Here is a 13,141-nt window from a genome sequence, read left to right on the forward strand (position 1 = left end):
ATCTATTTTATTTTTAGTATTAATAAGATCTGCATGCAATACGCCGCTGATCTGCGACAACTCGTGCCGCTCGCCCATAGTTACATAGGCTTTAAAATATATGGTATCGCCTGCGGCATAGTACGGCTTATCGAAGTGAAGGTATATTTTCTCTTTAACATGATCTGTTAAGTACCTTTTTAGTTTGTTAACACCAACTCCGGTTATTATACCCTTATTGGTTGCAGCTTCCTGCCCTAAAACAGCAAACGGAAATAAACAGATAAATAATAATAAATATCCTGGTATTGAAAATTTACAGATCAAACATTTTAACATTTGCAGGTAATTTTGATAATAAGGTTAGTACACATAAATAAAACCCTTGTTAAAATCACTTAGGAAACAGATCATATTTACTTTACTGTATACCTGTAAACTTTCCTTCCCAAATTTCCTTTTTCATCAATCCCTTCCACTACCATCCGATAGGTGCCGGGAGCATCGGCATTATAATAATCAATTTCAGCATTGCCATCCTTATCAGTAACCAGCTCCGGATTCCAGTAAATGGTTGATCTCAGGTCTTTCCTTTTCATGTTAGCCTCAAGGTTATCATATTTCGGCGAGTAGAATGTTCTTGCTTTATAGTATCCCCTCGCGATTATGGGTAATATTCCAAAAGAAGGGATATCTTTCAGATCCCGCTGATTGCCTATTCTTGTAGTAAAAACCAATACGCCGTTACCGGAACCCATTCCATATATACTGGCATTGCCATACTTCAATACTTCAACTGTTTCCACATCATTGGGCCCCAAACTATTAAAGTCATATCTGTTATCCATAGTTACACCATCAACTACAATCAGCATTTTTTGATGTAAAAACATTGCGAATGTTCCCCCGGGAATTTTTACAATATCAATACCTCTAAGAATACCGTTCAATTTATCAACCAAATCGCCGCCCGTTCTTATATCATCCATATGTACCACCTGGTCGGCATGGCCTGGGCCGCCGAATACCGATGATCGATATTTATCTTTTGCTTTTATTTCCTTTACCCTAACCTCTTGAAGCATTATTCCTTTTGGCGATCCGTATTTGTTATATTCATTTAGCTGATCCTCACTGTTTTTTAAGTAGGTTGATAACTGCTGGTTAACATCCGCATTATTGTTGTGAATTGGTGACAACCCAGGTACATCAGCTTGCTTATATACCAGTTGGGTCGTGTTTTTACCTTTTGCATTAACAGCTTGTATTACAAAACGTGTTGAATCCAAAAACTCCAAGTTGCGGAATTTAAAGTTCCCTTTATCATCGGCCTTTTCGCTTAATACCGGGCCGCCTATTGTTGGTATTAATGAAACCATGCCATTAGCAATGGGGCTGCTACCTAGTGTTTCTACTATTCCGCTTACCTCAAGTGTTTTCTCCGGCTGATACGCGGGTGGCAGCACAGTGTTACTCAATACCTGTTTCCATTCAAAACCTCTGTAGCCATGGGTAAGCATCACCAAATCGAGATTTTTTAGTTTTTCATCGGTAATGTTGTTGAAATAATAATTGGGCTGCTCCACATTTCCTTTCAGGTCAGCAGTCAATAGTAAATTGCTCAATATCGTGCTTTCTGCATTTTCATCAATGGGCACCTTACTCTCATCAATTACGGATACCGAGAAATGCCCCGTTACTGCCGAATCGGCACGGTTCTTTGCATTCAGCCTGATATTTATTTTCCCCCTCGTCGCATAAGTTATTTTATCACTGCTAACTGAAAGGTTAAGCTGGTCGTAGTTTTGCACAAAGAACAAGCGTTCAGCTATAGGTTCACCTGCTGCTGAAAATAAAGTAAGCGTATTAATACCGGTACGCAGGTGCCGTTTTGCCAGGTCAAGCTTTATTACCGGGCTGTCGAGCTTGCAATCCACAGTAATAGCAATACCCCCCGAATAGATCAGCAGCTGATAAGCGCTATCCTTATTTTGTTGATAATATTTGTTATTAACTGCTATAGCCACAGATGCTTTTTGCAGCGAGTCGTTATCAACAGTTAACACTATTCCCTGTTCTCCGGGTTTTGGCAGGTCAATCGTATCTTGCGACCCATCGGCAAAGCTTAAATTGGCCTTATAGCTTTTGCCGGCTTCAGCCTCCAGGTAAAAATAACCCATGCCTAAATGCACTGATGCAAATTGCGTTATTGTTTTGCCCGTATTGTCAGTAACTGTGCCCTTAACACCCAGGCCCAAACCGTTTATGCCAACGGCCTTAAAAGCAATTTTTGAGCTGATACCGGCTACCAGGTTCCCTCCTTCCGGAAAAAATTGCAGATCAGGTTTACTGATTACCGGTTGCTGTCGCCCTGACCCGCTTTCTGATACCTTATTATCAAACGCAGAACCTACCGGGATAACCTGCTCGAAAAAATTCTTTTCACTATCATTCCGCATCCAGTTGGTATAAGCCCTTACATGGTATTCGCCTTTTGGCAGGGAATCGGGCAGAGTGAAATCACCCCAGGCTACACCATTTGTTATTTTCAACAATATTGATTGATCTATTTTATTTTTAGTATTAATAAGATCTGCATGCAATACGCCGCTGATCTGCGACAACTCGTGCCGCTCGCCCATAGTTACATAGGCTTTAAAATATATGGTATCGCCTGCGGCATAATACGACTTATCGAAGTGAAGATATGTTTTCTCTTTAACGTGATCTGTTAAGTACCTTTTTAGTTTGTTAACACCATTTCCGGTTACTATACCCTTATTTGTTACTGCTTCCTGTCCTAAAACAGCAAACGGAAATAAACAGATAAATAATAATAAATATCCTGGTATTGAAAATTTACAGATCAAACATTTTAGCATTGATGGTGATTTTGATAATAAGGTTAGTACCGGTAAATGACTTGCGCAAAGCAAAACACTAAAACCTGGTTTATAATTAGTTATACTAAAGGTAATGGTTAATAATTACTAAATCAAGTTTATCCGTATTACCAAAAAATAAGAGGCCGTCTCATAAGTAATTATGAGGCGGTTTTTATTTTAAAGTTATTAATAAACGGGTTGTGGTGGCTGGATGCTACTACGCTGGTCATATCACTTTTCTCAGCTACTGAAAGCTAAAAAGTGGATAAAAGCCCTTTTTTCAGGCTTTCCACTTTCTGAGGTTATATGCAATGGATAGTAAACCTATTTCGACTTCGGCTTTGGACATTCCTTTCAACAGAAAGCGCCTGAAGCCGTGGTTATGCTTCAGTTGGCCGAATACCGGTTCCACATCGGCAGGCCTTCGCTTCCGGTATTTGATACCCTGCTCTGTATTTAATCTTTTTCTTGCTGCCTGCTTGTGTTTTCTCAGGGGAATGGTTTACTTCCACGATCCCGTTGCCTTGGCCTTGGTGGCACACGCCCCGCATGGGGCAGTTATTGCAGTTCTGCGCCTGGTAGCGGCTGATCAGCTGTACATAGCCCGATGATGTTATTCTTTGCCCGTCACCAATATGTGCCATTCGCTGTCCCATCGGCAGGTCAGGCAGTTTTCGGCTTCGTTGTAATACAGGCTGTCATTACTGAATGCTTTAATACCCTCCTTTTGTTCTTTATCAAAGGTATTGTACTTAATATAGGCTTCGATGCCTTTTTGCTGCAAGATCCCGTAGTTCTCGTCCGAACCCTAGCCGGCATCGGCAACAACCGCTTCGGGTAAGGTTTGATATAGTGCTTCGTATTGGTCTACGTGAGATGGCAGGGTCCGGTAATCGGTAGAAGTTTGATGTAGCGTGTAGTTAAGTATGAATTGCTCTTATGTACTGATCTGCAGGTTATAAGCAGGTTTAAGCTGTTACGGTTACCCAGTTGCTTTTCCTGTTCGTCATAACGCTCAAGGTTTGCAGGCCAATTCTTTCTGGCATAGTTCAGCTTTTGCTTGACCTGCTTGCTTACTTCTTCCTTGTCATCCAGCGCCGCATCGACCTCTTAAAACTATTATGCACGCTCCCAAACCTTGGGTTTAAGTGCTTTTGCTTTTTTCTCGGCGTTGATAGCTTTTCTGGCTTTATTTTGTGCCGCTTTACTTAGCGGCTCCACTTCTACTTCGCGTTTTCGCGCCCAATCGGTAAGTATTTGTTCAAGCGGCTCTTCGTGGCGTCTTTTGGCTCTCGTTTCTCTTATTTCTCTGCGCAGCTCACTTTCCATTGTAACTTCAGAATCTAATCTAAATTGGTGTCCTGCCTCTACAGCAGCCTCGTCCAGTTTCTCTGTCCGCGTTTTTGGCCTCCCGTCTCTTGCTCGTTGCGCTTCATCAGCGGTTTTTCGAGTCGCAAACTCTACCTTCTCCAGTTTCCTTGTTTTCAGCGATCTATTCAAGATGCTATTAAATCTTCTTAAATCTTTAAAAGATCCATTTTCTTTAATTGCAGCTACCTCGGCGCTGGTATCAACACCTGAGTCAACTCCGCCGCCCGCTTTTACACGCCCTCTTCGATCTCTGTGTATAGTTAAGCCGCCTGTCTTGAATGGTTTTCTCCGCCCGCGTGTCATCTGGACCGTCTTCCCCGGCGCGTTATCCGCCATCGCCTGGTAACCTTTCAATTGTGCAACCCGCTGGCTGTTATCCGCCATTTGCTGATACGCACGCAGCTGTGTTACACCTGCGCTGGCATTAGCAGCAACACTTAGTTTTGACTCTGAACCGGCAGATACCGACACACCTCCGGTTTTACCGCGCTTTTGCACCGTTGGGCTACTGGTAGAAAAACTGCTGCTTTTGTCGGCTTTGGTTGCTTGTTGCTTCATGTGATGATATTGGTTTTGAGGTGATAACAGTCGTGCAAATAAACTACGGGGCGTTATTGGCACAACTAAAGATATTGTTAATTTTTCAAAACCAGCGCTTTATAAAAATTATATCACAAATATCCATCAAAAACAAAAAAGGTTGTCTCAAAAGTGAGGCGGCCAGCATATTAGCATCCAGCCACCACACCCCGTTTATTAATAACTTTAAAATAAAAACCGCCTCATAATTACTTATGAGACGGCCTCTTAACATGTTAAAATTGAATTTTATTAATTTGAAAATATCCTTACTAAGGAAATTATTGTTAGAAGTTATTGCGGTTTATAAACCAATAATTTAAAAGTTCCGGCAACTGGAGTTTTAGTTCCTTTTTGAAAATCAACAACCGGGAAATAAAGTTTACGGGTAGACAGATCCATAGCCATAGTTTTTGCACGGTATTGAGTAGTTAAAGTTTGTACCGGGCTATAATTATCAGGAGTATTTTGTTTAAATATACTGGCAGTACCATCTCCATTTGAGGCTATAACCAGTTTATTTGTAGCATCATATATTACAGCATCAACCCCGGCGCCAATTGGCAGCGTTTGTACTATTTTACCCGTGTTAACATCAACTACGCTCATGCCCTTATTTTCGCGGCAAACTGTAAACAACCGCTGATTTTCTTTATCAAGTGCAAGCCCTGTAGGGCCACCGCATGGCGTTAACGGATAATTTTTAATTACTTTAAGGGTTTTTGTATCAATTACATCCAGGCTGCTTTTGTCTTCAAGGTTGTTATAAACCAGGCCCTTGCCATCTGAAACTGCAAATTCAGGAGCACCACTTAAGTTTATCGAACTAACTTGTTTCAGTTCCCTCGGGTCAACAACCACAGCAGCATTGCTATCCCCTTCAAAAGCAAATATTTTTTTCGAGAATGGGTCATAGATAATTCCATCGGCGCCTTTACCTGTTATAGGTATGGTTTTAATTACCTTTAATGTTTTTATATCAAAGGCTACAACTGCATTGCCTTTACCATCGCTAATAAAGCCGCGATTTAAATCATTTACAATTGCTATGCCGTGAACGCCTTTCATATCGCTAATTGTACCTATAACTTTTTCAGTCTGCAGGTCAACCACGTTAACGGCTGTACCGTGCGAGGCGTATAAAATATGATTAGCCTGATCAATAAAAACATAATCATAGCCACCTTCGCCAGGCAGAGGAATTGTCTTATCCATAACATATTGGCTGCCCTGGGCCATTACTTTAACAGCAGTAACACTTAATAAGGCAGCGATGCCCAGCATTGCAAAAAAAATCTTTTTCATGTATTTGTAAATTTAGTATGGTGTAATTAAAGTAGTTTTATAGTTAGTTTAATCATCCGCATCCTTGCCGGCCAGCTTTGCGGGATAAGCTTTTTTTCCTTTAGCTGCAAACCATAATATCCGGTTCATTATGTCGTCGTTACCGCCATCAATATGATCGTATTCAGGCAGTGATGATAGTTGGGCATAATGAAGCGCGGCACCCTTTATAGCGGACAGCTTAGGATTAATTTTATTGATATCAACCTTATTTTTTAAACTTTTGAAGGTATAGGCTGAAGGCTTGTTTGTAAAACATTCAAACATTGGCAGCGCCGTTGCATCAATTATATTCATAGGCGGGATCCCTAAAATTTGTTCTATGGAACGCACCATACAGGTTTGATTGTAGTTTTTAGAAACTTTGCCTTGTAAACGGCTATAAGGGCTAATAACAAAGCCGGTGGTACGGTATGCAGAAACATGGTCCCAACCCGCTTGTGAATCATCTTCGGTAACAAATATTACAGTATTTTTCCAGAAGCGGCTTTTAGACACCGCTTCAACTATGCGGCCAAGCGCAAGGTCATTGTCAGCAACCATAGCTTCGGGAGTAGGCAAACCCGGCCTGGTGCCTGAAGTATGATCTGCTGAAAGCGCCGTCACCATTAAATTTGGCAATTGGTCGCCAGGCTGTTTTTCATAATCATTCAGCTCCTTAATAAAGGCTGTGGCTCTTAACTGCTCATTAATTTTATGCTCATCAGAACCCGGGAAATTTTGAGAAAGCAGGGGTCTAACCCTGGATATAGTAGAGGTATTTGTAAAAACAAAAGGCTTGCCCGCGGTATAATCATTGTATATATCAGTCCATGTTAGTTTTTTATCGAAATGAGGGATACAAGCCTCGCCATAAATTCTCACTGTTTTACCATGATCTGCAGCATTGTTCCAAATAAAACCATTGCTATCATAAACCAAAGCATCTTCCTGAACATGCGGATAACTTCTAAACCACGACCTTACACTTTTTTCAACATAATCAGTAACCATGGCAGCATCTGTCCATTGGTGACCCTCAGCAGAGCATTTGCCGGATGCGTAATAATTATCGAGCAGTAAAAAATTACGTGCCAGGTTATGCTGGTTTGGCGTAATACTATCGCCATAGATACATAAAGATTTCATGCCATTACCTTCGGGCATGTCACCTAAAACCTGGTCATAAGTACGGTTCTCCTTTATAATATATAATACATGTTTAAATACAGAAGGCTCACCTATACGCTCTGGAATTGGACGTTCGGGAACATTTTTACGGGGCACCAGCCTGGCAAGCTCCTGTCTGAAACTTAAATTAAGGTATTTTACTTTTTTAGTATATTGCTGTAGCTGATCGTTACAGGGGATTGGAATAATGGAAACCGTTGCCTTTTGATGATGCGAGTTAAACGCTCTTACATTATCCGTATTTAATACATCATCCGACCCTTTTTTACTTATTTCATTACTGCCAACACGCGCTCCTTCTCCTTCAAGGTTGGTAACAAATAAGGTATTATTATCTACGGCAAGCCCGCCGGGGTATGCCTCGGTTGGAATAAACCCTTTTACTTCGCTGTTGCCATTTCCTTTAGCAGAGGACTTCGTACCGAGCTTTACTACCGCTACAGCATTATCAAGACCATTTGCTACATACAAAATTGTTCCCGAATTATTAATAGCTAAAGCATTGGGCGAATCGCCTATGTAACTTTTTTTGCCCGGAATTAATTTCACATTAATAGCATCAACATTTTGCAATGAATTAGCTGAGATCACCGAAATGATATCGCTGTTACCATTGGCAATATAAATATAACGCTCATCGGGGCTGCTGATGATGGCATTGGGGTGCAGGCCAACGGGGATCTCTTTGATCACTTCCCCATTTTCAAGATCTATCGCCGTTACAGTTCCGCTGACTGTTGCACCTGTTTTAGGATCAATATACGTTTTTCCGTAAGGAACGCCGGCAGTTTCCTGGTTAACTGTATCAACCGGCTTTGGCCCGGCCCAGTTGCTTACAAATGCCTTGTTATTTGCTATAACAATGCCATAAGGTGCAACACCGGTAGCCTTTGTCCATACAGTTTTATTATTGCTAAGATTTATTTTAACCAGCTGATCATTGCCATTTAAAACAACGTATAAATAATTTATCCCGTTCTCATTATTTAAAGCAACATCGTTTGGCAATGCCAATGGCGACTCGCCCTCAGCTTTAAATTTAAAAGTATTTTTTATGCTGATCTTCTCACCATCCCAAACTGCCTGAAAAACATACGATTTTGATTCTTTGGCCTTACCTGCAGCCGCGCTCCAAAATAACTGGGTTTCGTTATTAAATTTAAAAACTTTTATCCCCGAGTAAGTGCTGGTAAGGCCGTTATATTCTGCATTTTGTTTATAAGCCCACCTTGCTATAACTTTACTTTTAACAGTATCAATTATAGCGATCCCGAATCTGTCCTCAACAACAATTTGTTTAGTTCCCGGTATTAGCCTAACATCCATGCTATGGTTCTCTTCACCCGGGTCGCCAAAAACAATCACTTTACCAGCCGGATCAATGATGCGGTTATATGGCATTAAAACGGGCAAAATATTTCGGTTCAGCGTGCTGTCATCATAAGGGCTATGCATATAAACCTGCTCATCTAAGGTACGCAGTTTGCCTTTGTTTATCCAATGACACGATACCAGCGAAACACTTATTCCCAAGCCTAACAAACTTCTTACAAGCCTTTTTTTTATCATGTGTTTTTATTTATACCTGCCTAAATTAAGTGTAAATTAAATAAATAATTTGCGCGCCGTAATTTAGTGCTGATTCCCTTTGCCATCTGTAGATAAACGCCAAAATTCCAGTTCCATACCTTTATATAAAAGGCAGATAAATTTTAGTGTTTATTGCCATTACCATCAGAGGTGTAAGCACCAAGGTCGTTATTACCCAAGCCTGGATTTTTATTATCAAATCCTAAAACACCTGAACCCAAAGCCGGAGAGCCTATTTTTAAATGGAAATCATTAGTATTTGGAAAACCATTTGGCGCAGCCACTGTACCATCAAATTTAACGAACAAAGGATCCAGATCACCTATTTTTTTAGAGATCAGATCGTTTGGTTGTGGTTTACCAACGCCGGATGCCGGATAAAAATTATCTCTGAGGTTGATCTTTATGGTAGGGTCAACCAGGTCGGTATAAGTATCTACTGTAGCGTAAAAAAGGTTATTGCCATAGGTAGTGTGGGCTACATCGCCGTCCTGAAAAATCTCCACACCATGGTAATCATTTACATATATGTTATTATAAATATGCCCGATAGCATTAACGCCTACAGAAATTCCACGTCCGGGCTCTGCCGAACCCCTTCTCCATCCTACTGATACAACAGTGTTATTATAAACATCTGCCTCTGTTTGCGGAAATGGCACAATTGCACTTGTTTCTAATTTAACACCGCTGCCCGCCTGGCTAAATATCACGTTGTAAGCTATGACACCTGTTGAACCTGTTTTTAAGCTGATACCCTCACCATCGGTACTACCCGATGAACTGATCGTATTTCTTAAGATGGTTACTTTGCAACCGCCAAACAAACCCATTAAGTCGTCCTGTCCGTTAGTGAACCATGAATCTTCAATATCAACAACTATGGGTGCGCTTACAACTAAAGTCCTGCGTGTTCCACCGGAAGCGTCAGGGCCACCTGTATTATCAATATGGGCCCATTTAATAATAATGGCCTGTGCGGTAAGTGCCTGAAATCCACCCCAGGTACCGGGCTTATTAGTGTCGGAATTAAAGAAAATGGGCTTGTCCTGGCTCCCCTGTAAATTTAGAACACCTTGTATAGTGAATTGGGCATTATTTCTAACTATAACAATGGCCCCGGGTTGTGCCGATAAGGTATCGCCCCTTTTTACAGTTACATCGCCTGTAACTGTATAAGTTTTGCCCGTTAATAAAGTACCTTTAACAAAACCACTGATATCGCCTGGGGCAATCGGGCTTGATGTTGGTATTTTCACATTAGTAAAGGTGGTTAGTTCCCCTTTTTTACAGGAGGTAACAATTGTTATTAATAATATAATAACGGGTAGAATATAAATATTTTTTAATTTCATGATAATAGTTTTTGATTATAAGGAGTAACGGAAACCCACATTAAAACTCACATTATATAAATCCTTTGCCTGTACCAGGTTATTGATTTTAATGGTAGTGGGGGTATTTAAAAGGTTATTTACTTTACCCGTAACTGTAAAATGCCTGCTAACCTGCTTCTCGCCCGACAATGCTAAAAATGACTGTGGCTGCTGGTAATAATCATATCCATAACCTGTGTATACAAATGAAAGCGTTCTGCTGGTATAGGTATAGGCTAACTGCACAAAGATTTTTTGTTTATCATTTTTATATAACAATGATAAGTTTAAAACGTCACCGGTTTGTCCCTGCAGCGGGCGATTTTGCATCCTGGTAACGCTGGTGTCTCCCCCTTGTGCTGTTTTAGTAATGAACTGTTTAGGGGTTTTTATATTTGAATAAGTGTAGGTATAGTTGGCTGATACACCCAAATCACCAAAATAACGACTGTAAACTATTTCGGCACCTTCAATTTTAGCCGTACCAAAATTTGTCGGCCTGGTTAATGTCTGGCCGTTTTGCGACCCTACTAATTCAAATTCTATTGGATTTTTAATATCCTTATAAAAACCGCCTATAAAAAATTGTTCTTCATTTTTGGGAAATAACTCGTACCTGATATCGTAATTGTTAGCCTCTGAGTGCAGAACGTTTGGGTTACCTGTAACGTCTGTGCTTTCTCCCCTGGTTGGTGTAGGTACCAGTTCAAATAGTGCCGGCCGCGAAATAGACTTGAAATAAGAAGCTCTTAAATTTGAGTGTTCACTAAGTTTGTATTTTAGTTGCAAACTTGGCAAAACATCGGTATAGGTTTTCTTTGCGTTACTAAGTGTGTCAAGTACCTGAGGGTGGGTGTTATATCCCTGTACTGTACCTTCTACCCGTACACCGCCGATAATATCCAATTTGTTTAAAGTCAATTTAAATTCACTATAACCGGCAGATATATTTTCATAAGCTGTATAATTTGCTTTATCGCCCACTGAGCTCCCGGTTACGTCATATACTAACCAATCAGACTGATAAATATTGGTGAAAATGTTTTTTACGCCACTTGAATTAGTTGTAGGCCTTAATGTGTATTCATTTTGTTGGTTAAAACGGGTACTATGCCTGTATAAACCACCTCCCTTTAACTCCAAAGAACTATTTTCACCCAGGTTGGTTTTATAGCTTATATTGCCAATGGCGCTCAGATCCTTATTTCCATTCCTCGCCCAGATCCTTGATATTGCATCAAAATAATTTGGTGTGCTGGTTAAATCAGGATTTATCAAATGGTTTAATGTAAGATCGGCCCGATCCGGTGAATTTGCCGTTGCATTTGAATATACTCCGGCCCAATCAAATGTGAAATGTTTGGCAATAATGTGCTTGCCACTCAATTTCAGGTTTTCCACATATTGATTTTGAATAGATGAACGGCTATCATTAAAGACGGTACCTGTACCCGGACCAACACGCCCTCCATTACCACCTAAAATTGACGTATCAATACTTAAACGTGTTTGGGCTATGTGCGTATAAAGAAATACATTATCTAAAGCAATCTTATTCTTATCATCAAACTTATAATCCAAATGTGCCGATAAACCATTATTTAATTGCTGTGTTGAATATGTTCTGTTAGCAACATCCGTAATTACCGGCTTATTACTATTTTGCGGATCGGGTGCTGCTATATTAAATTCAGAATTCGTACCGTAATACTGGTTTTGATAGCTATCTGAAATAATGAAACCCAATTTGTCTTTCAGGAACCTTTTACCATAGGTAACACTTGCCAGCCCGGTTAAAGGCCCGTTCTTCTTTTTAAAGTCAAGGTTTGAACGGCTAAAATCGGTAGGCTTAGCCTGGTACGACGGGCCAAAACGCTCAGTTAAGCTTTTTGACTGAATATCTTTTGTAGAAAAATAATCATACTTTCTGTTAAAAAATATAGCACTATAGCCCAATGAGCCATCAGCTTTAAAATATTCCTGATTGGGGGCATCTTTAAATACAAGATTGGTAGTACCCCCGATAGCATCAGCTTCCATTTCGGGCGTAAGTGATTTGCTTACTTCAATCCTGTCTAAAAGGTCAGAAGGAACAATACTCAGGGACACAAATCTCGAAACAGGATCCGGACTGGTTACTTTAACACCATTAATTAATGTATTATTATAACGGGGCTCTAAACCGCGGATGATAGCATAAGCATCATCAGAACCGCTGTTACGCTGAATGGTTACTGCTGATACACGTGCAAGCGCATTGGCTGCATTAATATCAGGCGATCTTTCCATAGCGCGCGCTGAAATCACGTTGGTAATATTATTGGCATTTTTTTCGATATGCCTTGACGAGGATTCGGATTCACTGTTTAGTTTACCTAATACCCGTACCTCTTTAAGATCCTGGGTATTTTCTGCAAGGGGAATATCTAATGTACTTTGACCAGTAATACTTATTTCCTTTTCGTATTCTTTAAAACCAACGTACTGAACTTTAACCTTATAAGTACCTGGCCTTACGTTTTGTATCCGGTAAGTTCCAAAGGCATCGGTAGTGCTTCCTTTTGAGCTGCCATCTAAATGAACATAAGCTCCCGGCAATGGCTCACGGCTTTTCCCTTCGGTTACGCGACCTGTCAATGTTACATTCTGAGCGAATGCAAATGAAGTGCTGAAAATGAGAGCTACAATCAGGTAAAATTTATTTATCATACAACATGTGATTTTTAGACAAAACATCATGTCAATGTTGGAGAAATACTGAATAAAGAGAAGATATAAAAATTGTTAATCCATTGGTAATTAAAACTTAACAATTATGCTTTTTACAGGGAAAAACAGAAAGTTAAA

Annotated in this window: 8 protein-coding genes and 2 pseudogenes; all 10 read right to left on the reverse strand. The window is 40.3% G+C overall.

From position 1 onward, the window contains the following. Positions 1-318 (reverse strand): annotated as a pseudogene (locus JWQ54_RS16130) (hypothetical protein); the annotation flags it as partial. Between the two features lie 77 nt (positions 319-395). Further along, positions 396-2,861, reverse strand: coding sequence for a TonB-dependent receptor plug domain-containing protein (locus tag JWQ54_RS16135; protein ID WP_299586684.1), 2,466 nt, complete (start codon positions 2,859-2,861; stop codon positions 396-398). A gap of 283 nt (positions 2,862-3,144) precedes the next feature. Then, on the reverse strand, positions 3,145-3,363 hold the full coding sequence (locus tag JWQ54_RS29190) for a transposase (protein WP_367187106.1): 219 nt from the start codon (positions 3,361-3,363) through the stop codon (positions 3,145-3,147). Between the two features lies 1 nt (position 3,364). Continuing rightward, positions 3,365-3,520 (reverse strand): annotated as a pseudogene (locus tag JWQ54_RS29195) (transposase); the annotation flags it as partial. Then, positions 3,478-3,648: a hypothetical protein gene (locus JWQ54_RS16140; protein ID WP_299586686.1), complete on the reverse strand. Its 171-nt coding sequence runs from the start codon at positions 3,646-3,648 to the stop codon at positions 3,478-3,480. The pseudogene JWQ54_RS29195 and the gene JWQ54_RS16140, both read right to left, overlap by 43 nt. A gap of 335 nt (positions 3,649-3,983) precedes the next feature. Then, positions 3,984-4,856 carry a hypothetical protein gene (locus JWQ54_RS16145; RefSeq protein WP_299586688.1) on the reverse strand — a complete coding sequence of 291 codons (873 nt, stop codon included), beginning with the start codon at positions 4,854-4,856 and terminating at the stop codon, positions 3,984-3,986. 252 nt (positions 4,857-5,108) lie between these two features. After that, on the reverse strand, positions 5,109-6,119 hold the full coding sequence (locus tag JWQ54_RS16150; protein ID WP_299586690.1) for a YncE family protein: 1,011 nt from the start codon (positions 6,117-6,119) through the stop codon (positions 5,109-5,111). A 48-nt stretch (positions 6,120-6,167) separates the two neighbouring features. Next, a complete protein-coding gene (locus tag JWQ54_RS16155) occupies positions 6,168-8,897 on the reverse strand; it encodes a bifunctional YncE family protein/alkaline phosphatase family protein (RefSeq protein WP_299586692.1) in 2,730 nt (909 codons plus the stop codon). 143 nt (positions 8,898-9,040) lie between these two features. Continuing rightward, positions 9,041-10,273, reverse strand: a complete 1,233-nt coding sequence (locus tag JWQ54_RS16160) for a right-handed parallel beta-helix repeat-containing protein (RefSeq protein WP_299586695.1) — start codon at positions 10,271-10,273, stop codon at positions 9,041-9,043. Between the two features lie 15 nt (positions 10,274-10,288). Then, a complete protein-coding gene (locus tag JWQ54_RS16165) occupies positions 10,289-13,003 on the reverse strand; it encodes a TonB-dependent receptor (RefSeq protein ID WP_299586697.1) in 2,715 nt (904 codons plus the stop codon). Positions 13,004-13,141: the final 138 nt, after the last annotated feature.

Source organism: Mucilaginibacter sp. (assembly GCF_028288225.1).
In the GTDB taxonomy this organism is placed as follows: Bacteria; Bacteroidota; Bacteroidia; order Sphingobacteriales; family Sphingobacteriaceae; genus Mucilaginibacter.

Excerpts from the sequence above, each read along its gene's own strand:
- JWQ54_RS16135 (WP_299586684.1), bottom strand. The coding sequence starts at position 2,861 with ATGCTAAAATGTTTGATCTGTAAATTTTCAATACCAGGATATTTATTA.
- JWQ54_RS16150 (WP_299586690.1), bottom strand. The coding sequence starts at position 6,119 with ATGAAAAAGATTTTTTTTGCAATGCTGGGCATCGCTGCCTTATTAAGT.
- JWQ54_RS16155 (WP_299586692.1), bottom strand. The coding sequence starts at position 8,897 with ATGATAAAAAAAAGGCTTGTAAGAAGTTTGTTAGGCTTGGGAATAAGT.
- JWQ54_RS16160 (WP_299586695.1), bottom strand. The coding sequence starts at position 10,273 with ATGAAATTAAAAAATATTTATATTCTACCCGTTATTATATTATTAATA.
- JWQ54_RS16165 (WP_299586697.1), bottom strand. The coding sequence starts at position 13,003 with ATGATAAATAAATTTTACCTGATTGTAGCTCTCATTTTCAGCACTTCA.